The following is an 18,783-nucleotide window of genomic DNA, read 5'->3' on the forward strand; positions in this document are numbered from 1 at the left end:
CGATAACAATACTCCTGTAAACTGAAAATAACCATCTTTTTTCTCACTCGTGGCATCAATTGAACGCACAGCTTATCCCAGATTCAAACGGTACTATACCGTCAATGAACTCGATAAAATTTACACTCCCACGAGGATAGAGATAGCATTCGCCTTAAAAGTTACGGCTGGGGAAGAAAACTATTTTAATTTGCTAGTTTTACTCAAAGTATTTCAGAGATTAGGCTATTTCCCCCAAATAACGGACATCCCTCTTGCTATGATCAACCAGATTCGGACGGTACTGGATCTTCTTGAAGATAGAAGTTTTAGCTATCAATATCCACCAACTTTATCCCGTCATAAAAAAGCGATTCGCTTCTATCTCCAGGTGAGTCCTTTTAATCAAAAAGGCAAGGCTCTAATCACAGCAGTTATCACTGAATCAGCATTAAGGATGGATAATCCAGCCGATTTAATCAATGTAGCCATTGAAGAGGTTGTCAAAGAACGCTATGAACTTCCTGGTTTTAATACCTTAGACCGTTTAGTTAATCATCTCAGAAAAGAAGTAAACCAACAGATATTCTCCCAGGTAATTAGTCAGCTTAATCCTGAAGATATCGAGCGATTAAAGGATTTATTAGATAATTACGCAGCCGTTGAACGCAGTCCTTATAATGACCTGAAAAAACTTCCTCAAAAATCAAGTCGAAATCATCTTAATGATTTAATTGTCCATTTAACTTGGTTAGAAACGCTGGGAGAAATCGCTCCCTATCTTCAAGGACTAACTAGGGCGAAAATCAAACATTTTACCTCTGAAGCTAAAGCTCTTACTGCTTCGGAGATGAAAGATATTACTCTAAATAAGCAATTAACCTTACTTCTTTGCCTCATTTATTCTGCTCAAGTGCAGACTCGCGATTACCTAGTATAAATGTTCCTCAAGCAGATGAAAAAAATCCATAATCTGGCTATTGAGGAATTAGACTCTATCAGAAAAAGACAGCAGATAACTACAGAAAAATTAGTATCTGTCCTCACCGATGTTTTAGTAGTTTTCAATGAAGATGTCCCCGATTCAAAACCATTAGAGCAATTGCAAACTATCTTCAAGCAAACGGGAGGAGTTGAACAACTATTAACTGAGTGTGAAGAAATTAATGCTGATCAAGGGAATAATTATTTTCCTTGATTATGGCGGTTTTATAAAAGTCATCGTAGTGCCTTCTTTCGATTATTTAAGTTCCTGAAGATAGAATCTACCAGTAGTGACGATAAATTGGTAAAAGCCGTGGAAGTTTTACTGTCTAATTCCCATCGCCGAGGTGAGTGGATAGGAACGGAAGTTGATTGATCTTTTATTTCACAGCAATGGCAAAAGTTAGTGATAGTTCAATCTAAGGATGTCACTAAAGTGATGCGTCGCCATTTCGAGATTTGTATTTTTTCTTATGTAGCTACTGAACTAAAGTCAGGGGATATTTGTGTCTTGAACAGTGGGGCTTATGCTGATTATCGAGAACAATTACTTTCTTGGAATGACTGTCAGCCATTGGTTGAAGCATATTGTCAACAATTAGGCTTTCCTACTCAGGCTGAAAATTTTGTCGAGAATCTAAAAAATTCATTAACCCAAACAGCATCGGAAATAGATCTAGGCTATCCCAACAATACATCTGTTGTTATTAGCGAGCAAGGAGAACCTGTTTTAAAACGTCCATTAGCTAATCGTGAGAGTGCTTCTCTCAAAAACTTAGAGGCTGTAATTTCTGAAAGAATGCCAGAGCGTAATTTAATTGATATTCTTAGAGATGTGGACTATTGGACAAATTTTACTCGACATTTTGGTCCAATGAGTGGTTCTGATTCAAAATTAGAACGGTCTACAGAACGCTATTTATTAACCACTTTTACTTATGGATGCAATTTAGGAGCGGCGCAAGCGGCACGTCAGATGAGAGGCGTTGTTACGTCAAGAATGATCACTTTTGTTAATCAGAGACATATTAGTTTAAAAGGACTCAATGCTGCTCTAGTTGATATTATCAATCGCTACAATATGATGCCTTTAACTAAGTTATGGGGAGATGGTACGACGGCTGCTGCTGATGGAACTAAATATGATCTCTACGAGCAAAATTTACTTTCGGAATATCATATTCGCTATGGTGGTTATGGTGGGATTGCTTATCATCATGTTGCTGATAGTTATATAGCTCTGTTTAGTCACAGGTTCACCGGAATTGAATTCCGGTGCTTGCCTGTGACCGCGTGCTGCGGTCATTTTATTCCTTGTGGAACTTGGGAAGCTGTATATATTATTGAGGGACTTCTCAAGCATAAATCGGAAATTCAACCTTCGATTATTCATGCTGATACTCAAGGACAGTCTACTCCTGTTTTTGCTTGATCATATTTATTAGGTATTCAACTTATGCCTCGCATTAGAAATTGGCAAGATTTAGTTTTTTATCGTCCTGAGAAGGAGACAGTTGATCAGCAGATTTATTCTCTATTTAAAGGGGTAATTAATTGGCAACTTATCAAAACTCATTGGTCAGATTTATGGCGAGTGGTTCTTTCTATTAAATCAGGCAAAATTTCGGCGGATATGTTGTTACGAAAGTTGGCAAACTATAGTCGGAAGAATAAACTTTATCAAGCGTTTCGAGAGTTAGGCAGAGTTATTAGAACTGTTTTTTTGTGACAGTTCATCTCTGACCAAAAGTTACGTCAAAAAATTACAGCAATGACTAATAAAGTAGAAGCTTATAATGGCTTTTCTAAATGGTTTTGCTTTGGAGGGGAAGGGGTGATTGCTAGTAATGACCCTGAACAGCAAGAGAAGACGATTAAGTACGGTGATTTAGTAGCTAATGCTGTTATTTTCCATAATGTGGTTGATTTAACTGAGGTTTTGCTTCAGCTAAGAAAAGAAGGTTTTTTCTGGGAGCGTGAAGAAATAGCTGCTTTGAGTCCTTATTTAACCAGTCATATTAAGCGTTTTGGCGATTATCTAATTGCTCTCGATACGATTCCACAAGCACTAGATGAAAAGTTAAATTTAGGCTTCTGAGTAATTTTGTTACACAACTTTACATTGTGATAAATTTTGCGCGTATCTTGTCCTTACCCCTATTACGCTGAGTCTAATAAGTCCCGTTTCCACCAAGTTAAGACCGCTTTTGTAGTGCTTGCAGCGATTACAGGAGTAAGTATTTCATGGCTTTAATCTCAATTCCTGATCGTGTTGATAGACGGGTGAGCTTCTGGCTAGGTTGTACCGGACTGTTATCTGTCCTTTCACTGTCCCCAAACGTTGACATCTTTTGGAAGACAATGGCATCATCAACCGCCCTCGGTTGTGCAGTCCTAGCCTATGATACTAACCACAAAAACAAACCCATTGCTATCAGTGAACGGCAACGGGTAGACTCAGAAATAAATATCTTGACCGATTTTATCACGGCACAGGAAACCAGTCAGACAGAGGAAATTCAATATGACCTGTTGACCCAAATTGAGCAGTTCTTCAACAAAGGCAACCGACAACCTGAACCGACTGTTGAACCTGAACCTTTACAGCACACACCCGTTCTCTCAGAAGTGATTGAACCCAAACTGGTGGACGAACACGACCACAACTAGAACACAATTGCAAGGGGTCTAAACAGCCCCTTTTTATCCAGTCAATGAGTTTAGAATATCTAAGCGCAATGAATAGACTTAGAGCAAAAAACATAGTCGGTAGTGTGATGATTGGTGGGATGGCATTCTTTGTACTTGAGACATCTTGGATACCTGCGGAAATCAAGGTGATTATAGGTTTTACTGGTGGGATTTTTGTTGGGGCTATGACTCAAGTTGACTACGCTGAACACTGGGAAAGTCAACGCACAATTGACCGCGTATCTGATCACCTGAATCGCCAACTTAACGAACAGAAAACAGTCACAGTTATGAGATTGTTAACTCTGTTAGAGGAAATGAAGGACAAACCATGAGACTCTTGAAAATTGGGTATCATCCCAACATCATTATTGACAACTTAATCTGTGGTTGGAAGTATTTTAGCCACGCTTATATGTGTTGGCGTTGTCTTCACAATCATAAGTATGATTCAATATAATTAGCTAACTTCAAAAAAGGCTTTGAGCATTGTATCTCATACAGTTGGTCTGTTAATTTTCCAGATTATTAGTGGAGTCAGGAAATGAGTAAATCTGAAAAACCCAAAAAAGAAGTGAGTCAGTCGAAAGACGATCAACTGACCCCATTTGAGCGGCTTTTTTTGAAGAATGGTGTATTATTCAGCAATGGGTAACGGCAATGAAAGTTAAAGAAATTGAGTTCGGATTAAATGCCAATTTAGGCAACTACGAATCAGCCAAATTGTCTTTAAGAGTTGAACTAGAGGACGGGGAAGATTACAAACAGTCTCTTGCCAAACTCAAACAAGAGGTTGTTCAACTCATGGGCGGTGATACTTCCATTATGAGAAGGCTAGCCACTGATGAACATACTCAAGAATTAGTCAAAGAAATTCGGGACGTTCAACGGGAGTAGCAAAAGCTTCATCCAATTCTGTAGATTTAAAATTATCCATTTCTTCAACATCTCCAATTATTTTAGAAGGCAGATGGGTGAACGAAGGCAGATGGCAGATGGCAGATGGCAGAGGGTTAGATAAATGCAGAGAGCGAGATAAAATGCAGAGGACTGGATAAATACTGGAACCCGAACACACACTTGAAATGAAGCATTAATTTAACTGCATTCCTTCTGCCCTCTGCCTCCTGCCCTCTGCCTTCGCTAATTGTAGTTGCTTGCAAACAGAAACGCTCATGCTCGCAAACAAGACAATTTCCTGCTCACATTAGCTGCAAATATAAATGGCTTTATGCTCAGATTGTTTTGCAAATAAGCCCACATTATTGCAAATTGCTCACAAACAAGATTTAATGCTCACATTAAGTGCAAATAGACTATAACCTTTGAAAATTCTTTGAGTCTCACCTTCAGAAGCTAACTGGAGAGGGGGATTCCCGCCTGCAAGATTTTGTCCATAAATTCTTGAGTTTGATTTTTCGGAAGCTGACCATTTAGAAAAGACTGCACTTCTCCCGGCTTCACTTGCAAAAGCTGAGACAATGTTTTTAAGTTATAACCCTGACGCATAAGTTGCGGTTCTAAATTGTTCAAACTTTCCACTAAAACTTGTTCAACCACATCAACAGTCACCACTTTTTGACCCACTTCAAAAGCTTGTTCAAACGCTTGCTTTAGATACTGTTTAACTTGCAACGGTGTCACCAGCTTGCTCACCAGTAAGTCCAGCGCATCTTCTGTGATTAACTCCAGATATTCCACATCTTCCTGTGTCGCTTCTTTCAACAACCATTCAACATACTCTCGCTTGCAGTTTTTTATTCCCTCCAACATAAAAATACTGCGGACTCTCCCCCCAATTCTTCAAGAACGGGCTGTTGAGGTCATTCTCAGCTTCGGATGTCGGCGTTATAATGGATAATTGATAATGGATAATTGATAATTATGAAAAATAATGTAGTTAAAGAAAAGTCATTTGAATTTGCATTACGAATTGTTAAATTGTCAAAGTATCTTAATCAAGACAAACAAGAGTATGTTTTATCAAAACAGTTACTTCGTAGTGGTACGGCAATTGGAGCTTTGGTGCGTGAAGCTGAACACGCTGAAAGTCGTGCCGACTTTGCACATAAAATGGCTATTGCTCTGAAAGAAGCCAATGAAACTCTATATTGGTTAGAGCTATTACATCAAGCAGATTACATCGATGTCAGAGGATTTAACTCAATTAGTCAAGACTGTATAGAACTCTTAAAACTTCTGACAAGTATTGTCAAAACAGCCAAATCAAACAACCAATTACCAATTGATAATTGCTGAAAAATAATTATCCATTATCCATTATCCATTATCCATTATTAATATCTACAGATATCGAACGGGAAACTACCACTTTAGCCTCTTGCTTTAATTCCCGTTGAACTTGCAATAATAATGTGGTTTTTCCACTGCCGACAATTCCCGACAGTACAATTAATCCTCCTCGACTCAAATCTCGTTTGAGACTTTTCATCAGTTGATTATTTTCAGGAGTTTCAAAGTATCCTAAATACTCAAAGGTCTGTTGAAACTGGAAAAAGTTGATTACTTCATCTTGCATTGTGACGCTCCGATGAAGTTTGGAAGTAACCCTTGATTTTTGCCATCACTTCTTTTCGATTTAGGGTTTGAGCTAAAATTTCATCAACATCTGCCATTTGTTCTGAAGTTAATCTTGCCAGGGCATAGCCTAAGTATTCAGCAATGGCAAGTTTGGCTGCAATAGTATTAGCAAAGGTTAGTTCTTGAAAAGGGTCCGGGTCTACAAACGGTTGGACAGGCAGTTCAATTTTTTCCACAGAGTTTGAGAAAGTCTTCAAACCATTAATAGAATTTGGAAGGGATATTTGTTTGGCTAAAGCTTCAATGCGGTCGGCTCGGGTTTGAGTGCGAGTTTTCTTGAGATGACGATAACGATGCAAGGGTATGGGGCCACCAATCTGAGTATAGGGGCCATAGCGTTGGTTTTGATGCTCGACGTAGAGTTCATTGTCGAATAGCCCCCACCACAGCGTCACCGTCTCTCCTGCTAAGTCGGAGTCTACTTGATAACAAACCCCATCCACACTCACACGAGCATCAATTCCTACTTGACGGCGTTCGGGTTCGCGGGCGAAGGTACAGAAGCGTTCCCAACTGCACATTTGACGGATATTTTCTGGGGGAAGGTTCGCCAACCAATCTTCCAGGCGGGAGTGGTATGCGCTGCGATGAGGTTTGCTGTTGTAGTAATGCAGAAATTTCATTAACCCCTCATTTGCTTCCAGTTCGGTTTCGGGTTCTTTGAGGTGATAAAGGGTTTCGTGCATTTCTTTGACGCTGCGAAAGGGCCTTTCTACTTTTCCTTTGGAACGGGCTGTTACTCTCCGTCCATCTTTGCCATTCGGAAGGTGGGTGCGAACTTCAACGCCCAGAAGATTCATCACTTTTTGAAAGACTTGAGAACGCGCTATTGGCCCATTATCCATGTAGAGCATTCGAGGAATGCCTTGAAATGGTAAATCTTTATCGTTTTTTGGGGACATGGCAGTAAACAGAAACCGGAGGGCGGCTTCGACATCTTCTCCGTAGACTCCGTGATATTCCATGTAAGCCAACCCGCTGCGGTCATCGACGACGCTGTAGAGCATTAACAGGGGTTTTCCCCGTCCGGGTTCTATCCAAATGGGATTTTTCAGGTGTTTGAGGTCAGACTGGCTCAAGTCAAAGTGCCAACAGTCGTTGCTGTGTTCGGCTTCAAACCGAACGGCAGTTGGTTGTCGGGTCATTCGGATGTAGTCGTAGCCCCACTGTTTGAGGTAACGGTCTACGGTTTGTCTTTTAAGTAAGCCTTTTGTGGGTTGTAAAAAACCTGTGGGGGTGTTCAGTCCCTGTTCTTCCAGCAGACGAATGGCTTCACTGGTGGAAAGGTGACGACCTTTTTTGTTGGACGTGCAAATTTTCAGAGCCGCAATGGTTTCACAGTATCGTTTCAGGTTCGATGCAGACATCACACGGGGCTGACCTTTATCTGTTCGGTGGGCGGGTTGGACTGGGGTTCGATTTCTTAATGCTCGATAAACGGTGTCTTCTGAGACTCCGTAGAAGTGGGCAGTTTCTTGAATTAAAGCCCGTCGTTCTGCACATCGAGGGGGATGTAACCCTAACCGTCGTTGTAAGTCAACTAATGCTTCTGTGGGGATTTTTCGTCTGGGCATCAACTTTTTCTTCCCTCATACTCTAGATTTTTTTCGAGGGTGAATGTGCCGCCGTTCCATCCACTGGTAGAGGGTTGAGGGAGAACATTCAACTAATTTGGCAATGGCACGTTTGCTAATTCCTTTTGCTAAATACCCTCGGATTTCGGCTTCTTTTTCATCAAGTTTTAGATGTACAGCCTTTTGCCCTTTGGGTCGTCCCAATTTCTGTCCTTCGGCTTTACATTTGGCGAGGGCTTCGGTTGTTCTCAGGGAAATCAATTCTCGTTCAATTTCTGCGGCTAAACCTAAAACGGTGGCTGTAATTCGACTGGACATTGAGCCATCGAGTACCATCTGCTGTTTGGCGATATGAACGCTAATGCCTCGTTGCATACAGCATTCCAGCATTTCCAAAACTTGCAAGGTTGAACGGGCCATCCGACTGATTTCTGCAAAAATCACCACATCTCCTGCTTTGGCGGTTTGAGTCAGCAATTGCCCCACCGCCCTCGACTGCCATTTAATCCTTCCGGAAGTGGCATCTTCAACAAATTTGAGAGAACCCAAGTTCCGAATATTGGCATACTCGAAAATACCATGACGTTGATTGTTCAAGTCTTGGTGGTCAGTTGAGACTCGCAAGTAAGCATAAGTGACCATATCTTACATTTTCGGAGAAAACCCTGTTTGCTATTTAATCAAACGGATATTGTCTAGTTTAAACCCAAAAGACTAAACATATGCGTTCGATTTTAAGGATGGTCTTAACTGGACACTTTGGGGAGGTTGACGCTCTGGAAGTGACTGTAATAACCGTTGAGTATAGATTATAGCCTATTTGCACTTAATGTGAGCATTAAATCTTGTTTGTGAGCAATTTGCAATAATGTGGGCTTATTTGCAAAACAATCTGAGCATAAAGCCATTTATATTTGCAGCTAATGTGAGCAGGAAATTGTCTTGTTTGCGAGCATGAGCGTTCTTGTTTGCAAGCAACTACAATTAGCGAAGGCAGAGGGCAGGAGGCAGCGCGAACTCCGGTCTTCTGCCTTCGTTTAAGAATTTTCAAGGATAACACCCATGAAAAACTTAACTACCCGCATTGACCCGAATGTGATTGGATTGACCTAAATGCGATTGGATTGATTTGGATGTGATTGGATTGACCTAAATGCGATTGGATTGATTTGGATGTGATTGGATTGACCTAAATGCGATTGAATTGACCCAAATCTGTTTGAATTGACCCAAATCTGTTTGAATTGACCCAAATGTGTTTGCATTGACCCAAACCTGTTTGAATTGACCCAAACCTGTTTGGATTGACCCGAATGTGTTTGCATTGACCCGAATGTGATTGGATTGACCCGAATGTGATTAAATTTATTTGAATCTGTTTGGTCACGTTATTAAAATCCAAAGCTATAGCTTTGGATGTAAAGTAACTCTGGATTAAAACGCCGAAAACTGCCTTGAAGAAAGCCTTTAGTTTCTCTTAAAGTAAAAACATCCTTTCTTTTTTTTACGCAAATTATGCGCGTTTTAAGAGGCAAAATCAAAGATATCGTCGTCTAAGTTTCAGTTACTCAATTTATTGAATATGGATGGAAGACTTACGACTTAGCCAGTGCTGCTGGAATTTCTTCAGCAGATTTAGGAACTCAACTTGGGCATAAATTGGGGGCATCTTTAACCCCTGATGCCGCTAAGATTTATGTTATGCGTTGTAATGCTCCCAAACCGCCACAGATGTCAAAGAAGCTGACCGCAGGAGGAAGCGGAACGACAGGGGGAACAGAGGGAAGTTCTGGATTGTCGCTCATCGGGGTAGAGGAATAACTTTTAATGCTGAATCTTCTCCGAATCGCGAACGCACTGGTTTAATTCCGATTGCAGGTGGATTTTATGCTTTTTCTGTTAAGGAACTTGCTCTTTTGTTGATATATAGAAAAAGAGCAAGTCAATAATAAACTTAAGACTTTTCTCTGGCTAAAACAGGTCTTTCCTAGTACCCTAAAAAAAAGGTTTGAATCCTTTAACAGCCGTAGAGACTCATTAAAAGACCCAAACAATTAAATACCTAAATATATTGTGATGTTGACATCTTCTATAAGATCTAGTCAACTAGCACCGAGGGTCAGAGTCTCCACAAAGTTAAAGGGTTCAGGTCACAACAAGTCAACCTAAACCCCAATCATATCTAGGTATGAATCATAACTCAGAATCATTTAAAGGTAAAGACCTTTCTAAAATTAAAGGAGGTAATCGCTAATGGTAATGGTTGCCTCCGAACAGCTTAAGCACGCCACAAAAGACAATCCCTGCCCTCACTGTGGTAAACCCGATTGGTGCTACAGTTTGGGAGAGTTGACGGTCTGTAAACGAGGGTTTGACCCCGCTACTGGATGGATAAAGACCTCTAGGGCCGATAAAGACGGTGATCACTTCTACGCCACTGAACGCCCAGACTCATCCTTCACTCGCAACAGTTACTCACCACGTCCCAGTTCACCACCAAAACTATCAATAATTGAACTGGCAAGACTACCTCAACAACCAAAACCCCTCCAACCCGTAACCAAATCAAGAACTACCTCAGAGAAGGCTTAATTTCTCACAAGCGTGTTAGCCAGAAGGAGTTATTCAGTCACTTCCCCAATCACCCAGACGAGGTAGAGGCACTGCTCAAACGAGTTGAGGATGCAGAACGGATTTGCCGCAGAGGTGGATACATCTACGCCCTGTCCGTACGCAAGTTCAAGGAAGGAGACAATGCTGTGATCAACGAAAGCGCGGGAGTCCCCACGCTCAGTGAAGCGTAGCGAAACGGCGTGGGGAGGAATAGCGCAGCAATTGAGGGACTCGATGCCCCGAAAATTGCTACTTGACAATTCAGCTTCACCTTCGTTAAGCTAGAAAACATTTCGTGAAGGTTTATCTGTGAAGCAAGTTGTGACCGCCAAGTGAAAATTAGACCTGTCTCCAGAGCAAAAAGAAGCTGTGAGACAGGTCACTTTGGCTTATCGGGATGCACTGAGCTACGCTTCTCGGGTAGCCTACGCCAACAACAAACTGAGTAATGGAACGAAACTCCAGAAACTCGTCTATTACGACATCAGGGATTTATTTAAGCTTCCTGCCCAGATGTCGTGTAACGTCCCTCGCCAAGTCGGTGCAACCTACAAAACGCAGTGGACAAAATTCAAACAAAACCAGCAAGCGATTAAAGACGGGAAGACGAAGAAACTGTTTAAGGGGTTAGATCACCCTTGCAAGTTTTCTTCCCGAACCTGCACCCTCAATTACCAACGAGATTATTCCTGGAAAAAAGATAATCAGGTGAGTTTAGTTACCCTGTCAGGTCGCATTGTTGTTAAATATTCTGGCTACAACAAGCACATTGACTGGATTAAACAGGGAGCAAAAATTGGTTCCGCCAAAATCTACTATACTGCTTGATCGAGAACCTATTACTTGTTAGTCAGCTTAGAAATAGACTTGCCCGATATCGACCCCTACACCATTAAACAGGTGCAAGGTATCGATGTCGGGCAACGTTTTTTAGCTGTGTCCGCCAAAACAGACAACAGCAGTCAGTTCTTTTCTGGTAAAGCGATTAGACATAAAGCTAATCGCTATCACAAAACCAGGAAATCCTTGCAGAGGAAAGGCACTCGGTCAGCCCTCGCGCAGATTAGTTGCGTTATCTGGCAGAGAGAGACGGTTTACCTCTGACGTGAACCACCAAATCAGTAAACAGATTACTCAACCTCACAGCTTAATTGGATTAGAGGATCTTTTGCACATTAGAGAACGAACTCGTTCTAAATCTGGGAAAAAAGCGAGTAAGAAGCAGCGCAAGGCTAATCGCAATAAAGCGAAGTGGTCTTTTGCTGAACTTCATTCCTTCATTGACTACAAGGCGGTGTTGAATCAGTCTTTAGCTGTAAAAGTACCAGCCCAGTTCACATCTCAGATGTGTCCCAGATGTGGATATATCTCCAAAAAAAATAGACCCAATCAGGGTCTAACTTTTAAATGTGAGTGTTGTGGCTATACACTCCATGCTGATTTGGTGGGAGCGCGAAATGTAGCCATGAGAACATTGCTTGTTCGGCAAGACTGGGCAAGTACGGGGATTTTGTCAGTATCCCCCGATGTGTCGGACGAAGAAACCAAAGCTAAGAATCTGCAAAGATTCTTAGAGTTGAGGTGGAGTCCAGATACAAGCCCCGACCTCAGCGTTAGCGGGTCGGGGTAATTGACTGATGGAGAATACAAGGGCTACAGAGCTTTGATCAAGAAATACAACGGCCCAGACAGCAAGCAAATCCACAATTACATCATTCAAATTGACCCGGGAATAGGAACTCAAGACTTGCTCTACCCAGAAAATCGACTGACTCGGGCATAACCTCAAACAACTCATGCAAAATCAATCCAGACGCCGCAAAGGTCGGGTCGGAGTGTCATCTTGCAAGGGAGTTTTGCGGCTATCGCTTCCCCGTTTCCTATTTGAAGGTAAGCGGAAGTATCTCTATTTGGGATTACAAGACAACCCAGACAACCGCAAACTTGCAGAGGCAAAAGCCCGACAGATTGAAGCGGATATCATCTACGAGCGCTTTGACCCCACACTTGAGCGATATCACCCTCAGAAAGCTGTGGCAATTGAGCGGCTGAAAACTACAGAGACACTGGCACGACTCTACAAACAGTACATAGAGATTAGACGTTCAAGCGTCCGACCGGGAACTTGGAGAGGCAATTATCTAGTGATGTTGCATCATATCCAGCAATCGCCTTTCGCAGAGACAAACCCAGACCTAGAAAGCGCTGGCTATGCTCAAAAATTATTTGATTGGGCAAGCCAAACCCTCACGCCAGACACTTGCAGACGGTTAATGGTTCAACTCAACGCCTGTTTAAAGTGGGCGGTTGAATCCAAACGGGTCAAGCTAAACCGATCGCCATTTGAAGGGATGGCAGGCAAAGCCAAAAAGCGGATCAAGAAATCAGAGGATGAGGAAACCGACATCAACCCGTTTACCTGTTCTGAGCGAGATGCAATCATAGAAGCCTTTAGAACCCGCTCCCAAAGTCTCCATTATTACTGTTACGTTGCCTTCTGTTTTTATGTGGGCTGTCGTCCGAGTGAGGCGTGAGCGCTGACTTGGAATGACATCTCAGACGACTTGAGCAAAATCACATTCAGAAATGCAATTGTAGCGGCGGTTGGAGGAAAGGAAAAATGCAACGGACTCAAAACCCAGAGCAAGCGGGTGTTTCCCTGTAACAACCAACTGCAAAAGCTACTGAGAGAAATTCAATCAAGCCGACTGTCTGGCAACAGCTTTGTATTGACCTCAACCAAAGGCAAGGTATTTAGCACAAGTTCATTCCGCAAAGCGTGGGTCAAAGTGCTTGAGAGTCTAGAAATTGAGTACAGAAAGCCCTATCAAACCCGACATACATTCATCACCCTTTGCCTTGAAAAAGGACAAGATGCAAAGGATGTTGGCAAGTGGGTAGGTAACAGCGCTGAAATCATCTACCAGAACTATGCAGGTCACAGAGCGGAACTATCCGTCCCTGAACTTTAAATCTCAGGTCATCAATGAACCTTTTGGAGTGAATTTGGAGCGAAACCCAGCTACACCCAGAAGGTTCTAGTCTCTGAAAGCTTTAACTGAAAGGAGATTGAAGACAAAAGTGATAACCGACTTGTAATCGGAAGGTTGTGGGTTCAAATCCGACCGCCAGCTTTATCGCCTAACGGGGAAAAAACAGGGGTTTTAACCAACACCTCGCTAGGCTCGATACCTAATTGGCTCTAGATTAACTCAGTCGGTGAAGAATTGAGAGTGGCGATCGCAGTAACCAATCGATCAATTTCAGATTTATCGGTAAAATAGTGAATACAAGCGCGAATACAATCAGGATTTAAAATCGTTCGCACACAAATATTCTGCTTTTCCAAAGACTCAACAACGGCTTGATGAACTAAACCATTTGTCAGTTGAAACGACACCAAACCAGCTTCTGGGGGTGAAGTTCGTAAACAATAAACATCAGACAATTCCGATAACCCTTGCCACAAATATTGACTGAGATCACAGATTTGTTGATAACGTTCCTCAGTCGTTCCCCATTCGTGATGAAGCGCAATTGAACGTCTCAAACCTGCATACAACGGATAAGCAGAAGTCGCCACTTCATACCGTCTCGCATCCGGTTTCCAATTCACCGGAGTTCCGGTTTTGTCGTATTGAATCGAACGCCAACCAATATAAGACGGAGAAAGAGTGGTTAAAGCATCTGGACTCGTATACAACCCACCACTTCCTTCCGGCCCACACCACCATTTATGACCTGTAAACGCATAAAAATCAACCCCTAACGCGGTTAAATTGAGCGGTAAAACCCCCACCGACTGAGCTGCATCCACCAACACTCTAACCTTCCCTTGCGGGTGGTTGTGACAACATTTAACAATCTCACCCAATGGCAAAACTTGACCCGTATTCCATAAAATATGACTAATCACCAATAAACGAGTATTCGGTTGTAAATGCGTTTCAATCACAGAAACCGGATCACCTTGGTTTAAAGTTTCTCTCAACGGACAAACCGATACCTCTACCTGAAAACGTCGTTGCAGTTCTTGAATAATCGCAATGATACCAGGATGCTCACAATCCGACAGTAACAGATGATCTCCCGGTTGCCAATCGATTCCCCACAGGGCAATATTACAGCCTACAGTCACATTTTCCGTCAAAGTGATCGTTTCTGCACTCACCCCCAACTCACGCGCCATACAGTCTCGCATCTGGGCTGATTCTTCAGTAACCCAACCTCCCGCTTTCCCCGAAAATGGCCCTTTTTGTTGAACTTGTTCGTAGGATTGATAAATTGCATCGAGAGAAATCTGAGGTAGTGGCCCTTGTCCGCCATAATTAAAGTAGGCTTTGTTTGCTAAAGCGGGAAACTGTTGTCGATAAGTTTCTAATGTCAAATTCGTCATAATTAGTTCAATCGGTCGTAAGTCATCATCTGTTACTGTCTTTCCTACCGTATACCACAAAGCTAGATTTAACCCATAATAAGGAATAGGAGAGAGAATCGCTTCAGGAGTGGAAGTTGTGATTTACCGTCTTGCTTCCTGTTCGTTTCCCGATCTTCTACAAATCGCCTGCTATTTTTGTCACTTCAACTCAGATTTCATGTTGATTACCGACCAAAAACTTTTGTTCTACCAACGGTGTTCTAGACGCACCTATCTTGATGTTTATGGAGATTTTAGCCAAAAAGATCCCCCAAGTGATTTTTTACTCAAGTTAATGCAAGATAGTTTTGATTTTCAGCAAACGATTTTAGCCGATCAAAGCTATCAGCAACCAGATTACCCGAAAAGAAACTGGTTTTTGGGCGCACAAGCGACGCTAGACTTGATGAAACAAGGGGTTGAACGAATTCATAAAGGCGTATTGCTTTTTAGTGAAGAACCCATAGAAAATATTCAGTCTATCGAAAGTTCCTCTCAAGTTATTTTACTCAGTTATCCCGATTTATTGGTCAAACATTCCGGACAGTCTAATTTTGGCGATTGGATGTATATTCCCACTGATATTAGACTCGGTAAACGTCCGAAGCTTGATTATCAAATAATTGCCGCATTTCATGCTTATGTTTTAGCTGAAGTTCAAGGGGGTAAGCCAGAAAAATCTAGGTTAATTTTAAGGACAAAACGGGTCTATGATGTTAACTTAAATCAGCGCATTCCTCAGATGCAAGAAATTTTAACAGACTGTATTGAAATACTGCAAAAACAGCAAGAACCGGAAGTTTTTATTGCTCGTCAAAAATGTAATTTATGTCAGTGGTACAGTCGGTGTTATGCTAGCGCTCAATCTCAAAATCATCTTTCTTTACTTCCGGGTGTAACCCCAAGTCGTTATAGTCGCTTACAAACTTTAAATATCACAACAGTTGATTCTCTCGCTGAAACTTCTCTAGAATTTTTGCTAAATTATCCTGAGTTTAATGAAGGTATTGCGTCGCAAATTATTCAGCAAGCAGGAGCGACTTTGAATAATCAAGCAGTTCTTCGTTCTTCTCCAGAAGCTCTTGACAATGGCAAATTTATTAAGATTAAACTTGAACAAAATCCAGTCAAATCGGTTATAAATTATCTACCCAATGTGCTGCAACGTTCACCAATTGAACTCTATTTTGATATAGAAGCACAACCCGAGTTAAACTTAGATTATCTTCATGGTGTGTTAGTGGTAGACAGACGGAATAATACTCAAAAAATCTATTCATTTTTAGCTGAAACTCAAGCCGAAGAAGAAAGAATTTGGTCTGAGTTTTTAAACTTAGTTTGGACTTATCCGATTGCACCTATTTTTCATTTTTGTGACTATGAATCCCAAACAATTAAGCGATTAGCGAAAGTATATAATACACCAGATTATCTGTGGAAACCTTTACTCAAACGTCTAATTGATATTCATCAACAAGTGACTCAATTAGTTACACTTCCCGTCGAAAGTTATGCGTTAAAACCGATTGCACGTTGGATGGGGTTTGAGTGGAATGATCCCAATGCAAATGGCGCTCAGTGTGTTTACTGGTATGAACAATGGCTAAAAATCGGCGATCGCACTTTACTTGATACGATTGTCCGTTATAATCAAGATGATTGTCAAGCTACTTTTCACGTTAAAGAATGGTTAACTAATTTCTTAGAAAATGTTGATCAATCATCCGTTAACATTCAAAATACATGAATGCAAAAGCAAACTCTATTCTGATTTTAATCTGTGGATTGTTAATTTTCATTGCGATTTTGATCAATCCATCAAAGATGATTTTAGCCACAGATACAAGGTTTAATTTAATCGGACAAGTTACTTTTCCAACCGGGTTTTTATTTGAACAAACTGAAGTTGGAGGATTATCAGGAATTACTTACAACCCCGATCAACAAGTTTATTATGCAATTTCTGATGATCGCAGCAGTAAAGCACCCGCTCGGTTTTACACTCTGAAAATTGACTTGAGTTCAGATACCCTTTCTCCAGATGGTGTTGAAATTATTGATGAAATAACCTTGCTCAATTCCCTCGGTGAACCCTTTCCTGCAATGAGTTTAGATCCCGAAGGAATTGCATTTACAGGGAATAGTGTATTGATTTCCTCAGAAGGAGATGTTCAGCGATCGCAACCCCCTTTTATCAAAGAATTTTCCCTCGACGGACAAGAACTCAGAAGCTTTCCAATTCCTGATAAATTTTGGGCTACTGTTAAGGAAAAAGAATGGGGAATTCGCAATAATTTAGCGTTAGAAAGTTTAACCCTAACTCCTGATCAACGTTATCTCTTTACCGCAACAGAAAATGCACTGGTTCAGGATGGAAAAACTGCAAGTCCAACAGCAGGAAGTCCTTGTCGAATTTTAAGATATAATATAGAGACGGGTCAGCCCGATCAGGAATTTCTCTACATTACCGATCCCATTGTCACCGCACCCCGTTTCCCAAGCAATTTTCAGATTAATGGTTTAGTGGATCTATTAGCCTGGGATGAAGATCATTTACTGGCTTTAGAACGTTCTTTTGCACTCGGTATTGGAAATACGATAAAATTGTTTAAACTCTCTTTAGATGCAGCCGATCGCATTCAGGGAATAGATCGCCTTCAAGGTGAAATTGCAGATTTATCTCCAGTTCGCAAAACCCTATTATTGAATTTGAATACATTGAACCTTCCTTTAGACAATATCGAAGGCTTAACCTGGGGTTCAATACTGTCTGATGGTCGGCGATCGCTAATTTTGATTAGTGATAATAACTTCAATTCCCTACAGTTCACCCAAATTATCACCTTGGCTATAGAGATGGAAGATCTGAGTAAATAATGAGTAAATTTTAAGTAACTCAAGTTTGAGTAAACACTTGAAACAACGTGATTATAAGGGTTCAATTTGTGTCGAGTATCACTTTATTTTTCGTTTTACCAAATTAATTTCGTTGAATTAAATTAACTGAAAGCCCTCTATAGCAATGCTTTTAAGGCTGATCACAGATTTTTCCTTCTCAAAGCATTTTCCCAAATTAATTTTCGCTCTTTAAAAGAGTAACATATTAGACTTCGTTTTTTTAAAAAAAGCAATTTTAAGTATTTTTCCATCGATCCCAAATTCAGCTTCACTTTTTGCGATTTTCGTGATCAATAGATTTTCTAGTCATATTGACGAATAAATCGATACGATCGGGAGCTAGCCAAGGATAATTCCATGAACAACTCACTTAACAACGATTTCAACACCTCGACTCCACTCACTTCGGCGTGCGAGTATACAAGCGGTGTTGACCCTGAGCGTAGCCGAAGGGTCAATGCTGATTTATCGCCATTCAATATTGATTCCACTTCAGAGGAGATTCCAGAAGTTGAATAAGTTACAGAACAGATGTCAAGGATGCTTTTAGCACCGAATGGCTTGTCCTTGACAGAACGAGCGACGTTAGTAGGATAGAGAACTCAGGTTAGGGGTTTAATGTTGGGTTTGACAGTTTTTTAAAAATACCCTTATTGGTGAGTGAGTCAATATAACAGAGTTGATGGTCAGTTACCCATTATTCCAGTTAAGCTTTAGTCAATTGGGTAATTATTGGGTAAAAAGTTAATAACTCAGATTGAGTTAAAGACTTAAAACAACGTAGTTATAAGGCATTAGAACAAAAGCCCGTGACGAGGATTGAACTCGTGACCTCACCCTTACCAAGGGTGTGCTCTACCACTGAGCCACACGGGCAAAAGTTAGAAATTTGAGGTGGGCCGAGCTGGATTTGAACCAGCGTAGGCGTAGCCAGCGGATTTACAGTCCGCCCCCATTAACCACTCGGGCATCGACCCATTTATTCTACAATAAACAAATGTAGCAGCATTGCTCAGAAAAAGCAAG

16 protein-coding genes, 2 tRNA genes and 1 pseudogene are annotated in these 18,783 nt (G+C 41.3%); 12 read left to right on the forward strand and 7 right to left on the reverse strand.

Going from position 1 to position 18,783, the window contains the following annotated elements:
* Positions 1 to 49 precede the first annotated feature (49 nt).
* The 4 genes and pseudogenes from L8106_RS31460 to L8106_RS14850 all read left to right on the forward strand — a co-directional run bounded on the left by L8106_RS31460 (position 50) and on the right by L8106_RS14850 (position 4,551).
* Positions 50 to 3,061, forward strand: a pseudogene (locus tag L8106_RS31460) (Tn3 family transposase).
* Positions 3,062 to 3,207: 146 nt separating this feature from the next.
* Positions 3,208 to 3,633 (forward strand): hypothetical protein, encoded by a 426-nt coding sequence (locus L8106_RS14840; protein ID WP_009785152.1) that lies wholly within the window; start codon positions 3,208 to 3,210, stop codon positions 3,631 to 3,633.
* A 68-nt stretch (positions 3,634 to 3,701) separates the two neighbouring features.
* Positions 3,702 to 3,989 (forward strand): hypothetical protein, encoded by a 288-nt coding sequence (locus L8106_RS14845; protein WP_156803684.1) that lies wholly within the window; start codon positions 3,702 to 3,704, stop codon positions 3,987 to 3,989.
* A 325-nt stretch (positions 3,990 to 4,314) separates the two neighbouring features.
* Positions 4,315 to 4,551, forward strand: a complete 237-nt coding sequence (locus L8106_RS14850) for a hypothetical protein (protein WP_009785154.1) — start codon at positions 4,315 to 4,317, stop codon at positions 4,549 to 4,551.
* Between the two features lie 459 nt (positions 4,552 to 5,010).
* On the opposite strand, the gene L8106_RS14855 is transcribed toward L8106_RS14850, so the two are convergent.
* Positions 5,011 to 5,427 carry a hypothetical protein gene (locus tag L8106_RS14855; protein ID WP_009785155.1) on the reverse strand — a complete coding sequence of 139 codons (417 nt, stop codon included), beginning with the start codon at positions 5,425 to 5,427 and terminating at the stop codon, positions 5,011 to 5,013.
* A gap of 111 nt (positions 5,428 to 5,538) precedes the next feature.
* Between L8106_RS14855 and L8106_RS14860 the strand changes: the two genes are divergently transcribed.
* Complete coding sequence (locus L8106_RS14860) at positions 5,539 to 5,913, forward strand: four helix bundle protein (RefSeq protein ID WP_009785156.1); 375 nt, start codon at positions 5,539 to 5,541, stop codon at positions 5,911 to 5,913.
* A gap of 28 nt (positions 5,914 to 5,941) precedes the next feature.
* On the opposite strand, the gene L8106_RS14865 is transcribed toward L8106_RS14860, so the two are convergent.
* Genes L8106_RS14865 through L8106_RS14875 form a run of 3 tightly spaced genes read right to left on the reverse strand, consistent with a single transcriptional unit; the run spans position 5,942 to position 8,471 of the window.
* Positions 5,942 to 6,193: a GTP-binding protein gene (locus L8106_RS14865; protein WP_009785157.1), complete on the reverse strand. Its 252-nt coding sequence runs from the start codon at positions 6,191 to 6,193 to the stop codon at positions 5,942 to 5,944.
* Positions 6,183 to 7,814: a DDE-type integrase/transposase/recombinase gene (locus L8106_RS14870; RefSeq protein WP_156803688.1), complete on the reverse strand. Its 1,632-nt coding sequence runs from the start codon at positions 7,812 to 7,814 to the stop codon at positions 6,183 to 6,185. The genes L8106_RS14865 and L8106_RS14870 overlap by 11 nt, the downstream gene beginning before the upstream one ends.
* A 30-nt stretch (positions 7,815 to 7,844) precedes the next feature.
* Positions 7,845 to 8,471 carry a recombinase family protein gene (locus L8106_RS14875; RefSeq protein ID WP_009785159.1) on the reverse strand — a complete coding sequence of 209 codons (627 nt, stop codon included), beginning with the start codon at positions 8,469 to 8,471 and terminating at the stop codon, positions 7,845 to 7,847.
* A gap of 1,611 nt (positions 8,472 to 10,082) precedes the next feature.
* On the opposite strand from L8106_RS14875, the gene L8106_RS31465 reads away from it, so the two are divergent.
* The 5 genes from L8106_RS31465 (at position 10,083) to L8106_RS33710 (ending at position 13,414) form a co-directional block, all read left to right on the forward strand.
* The gene (locus L8106_RS31465; protein ID WP_083798416.1) at positions 10,083 to 10,421 is read left to right on the forward strand and encodes a hypothetical protein; all 339 of its coding nucleotides are present in this window, start codon (positions 10,083 to 10,085) and stop codon (positions 10,419 to 10,421) included.
* A gap of 390 nt (positions 10,422 to 10,811) precedes the next feature.
* Positions 10,812 to 11,270: a transposase gene (locus tag L8106_RS33695; protein ID WP_009786392.1), complete on the forward strand. Its 459-nt coding sequence runs from the start codon at positions 10,812 to 10,814 to the stop codon at positions 11,268 to 11,270.
* A gap of 340 nt (positions 11,271 to 11,610) precedes the next feature.
* Positions 11,611 to 12,072 (forward strand): transposase, encoded by a 462-nt coding sequence (locus L8106_RS33700; protein WP_232228491.1) that lies wholly within the window; start codon positions 11,611 to 11,613, stop codon positions 12,070 to 12,072.
* Positions 12,073 to 12,238: 166 nt separating this feature from the next.
* Positions 12,239 to 12,976: an Arm DNA-binding domain-containing protein gene (locus L8106_RS33705; RefSeq protein ID WP_009785162.1), complete on the forward strand. Its 738-nt coding sequence runs from the start codon at positions 12,239 to 12,241 to the stop codon at positions 12,974 to 12,976.
* A gap of 30 nt (positions 12,977 to 13,006) precedes the next feature.
* Positions 13,007 to 13,414 (forward strand): tyrosine-type recombinase/integrase, encoded by a 408-nt coding sequence (locus L8106_RS33710; RefSeq protein ID WP_009785163.1) that lies wholly within the window; start codon positions 13,007 to 13,009, stop codon positions 13,412 to 13,414.
* 230 nt (positions 13,415 to 13,644) lie between these two features.
* Here the strand turns inward: L8106_RS33710 and L8106_RS14900 are convergent, their stop codons facing one another.
* Positions 13,645 to 14,838, reverse strand: coding sequence for an aminotransferase class V-fold PLP-dependent enzyme (locus L8106_RS14900; protein WP_009785164.1), 1,194 nt, complete (start codon positions 14,836 to 14,838; stop codon positions 13,645 to 13,647).
* Positions 14,839 to 15,037: 199 nt separating this feature from the next.
* Here L8106_RS14900 and L8106_RS14905 point away from each other — a divergent pair, with 199 nt between their 5' ends.
* Positions 15,038 to 16,606, forward strand: a complete 1,569-nt coding sequence (locus tag L8106_RS14905) for a TM0106 family RecB-like putative nuclease (protein WP_009785165.1) — start codon at positions 15,038 to 15,040, stop codon at positions 16,604 to 16,606.
* Positions 16,603 to 17,736: an esterase-like activity of phytase family protein gene (locus L8106_RS14910; RefSeq protein WP_009785166.1), complete on the forward strand. Its 1,134-nt coding sequence runs from the start codon at positions 16,603 to 16,605 to the stop codon at positions 17,734 to 17,736. Before L8106_RS14905 ends, L8106_RS14910 begins: the two co-directional genes overlap by 4 nt.
* Before the next feature lie 825 nt (positions 17,737 to 18,561).
* Here L8106_RS14910 and L8106_RS14915 read toward each other — a convergent pair.
* Positions 18,562 to 18,633, reverse strand: a tRNA-Thr gene (locus L8106_RS14915).
* Between the two features lie 19 nt (positions 18,634 to 18,652).
* Positions 18,653 to 18,734, reverse strand: a tRNA-Tyr gene (locus tag L8106_RS14920).
* Positions 18,735 to 18,783 lie beyond the last annotated feature (49 nt).

Origin of the sequence: Lyngbya sp. PCC 8106, assembly GCF_000169095.1 — a bacterium.
GTDB lineage: Bacteria > Cyanobacteriota > Cyanobacteriia > Cyanobacteriales > Microcoleaceae > Capilliphycus.

Coding starts and splice junctions, on each gene's coding strand:
- L8106_RS14840 (WP_009785152.1), top strand. CDS start 3,208: ATGGCTTTAATCTCAATTCCTGATCGTGTTGATAGACGGGTGAGCTTC.
- L8106_RS14845 (WP_156803684.1), top strand. CDS start 3,702: ATGAATAGACTTAGAGCAAAAAACATAGTCGGTAGTGTGATGATTGGT.
- L8106_RS14850 (WP_009785154.1), top strand. CDS start 4,315: ATGAAAGTTAAAGAAATTGAGTTCGGATTAAATGCCAATTTAGGCAAC.
- L8106_RS14855 (WP_009785155.1), bottom strand. CDS start 5,427: ATGTTGGAGGGAATAAAAAACTGCAAGCGAGAGTATGTTGAATGGTTG.
- L8106_RS14860 (WP_009785156.1), top strand. CDS start 5,539: ATGAAAAATAATGTAGTTAAAGAAAAGTCATTTGAATTTGCATTACGA.
- L8106_RS14865 (WP_009785157.1), bottom strand. CDS start 6,193: ATGCAAGATGAAGTAATCAACTTTTTCCAGTTTCAACAGACCTTTGAG.
- L8106_RS14875 (WP_009785159.1), bottom strand. CDS start 8,471: ATGGTCACTTATGCTTACTTGCGAGTCTCAACTGACCACCAAGACTTG.
- L8106_RS31465 (WP_083798416.1), top strand. CDS start 10,083: ATGGTAATGGTTGCCTCCGAACAGCTTAAGCACGCCACAAAAGACAAT.
- L8106_RS33705 (WP_009785162.1), top strand. CDS start 12,239: ATGCAAAATCAATCCAGACGCCGCAAAGGTCGGGTCGGAGTGTCATCT.
- L8106_RS14900 (WP_009785164.1), bottom strand. CDS start 14,838: ATGACGAATTTGACATTAGAAACTTATCGACAACAGTTTCCCGCTTTA.
- L8106_RS14905 (WP_009785165.1), top strand. CDS start 15,038: ATGTTGATTACCGACCAAAAACTTTTGTTCTACCAACGGTGTTCTAGA.
- L8106_RS14910 (WP_009785166.1), top strand. CDS start 16,603: ATGAATGCAAAAGCAAACTCTATTCTGATTTTAATCTGTGGATTGTTA.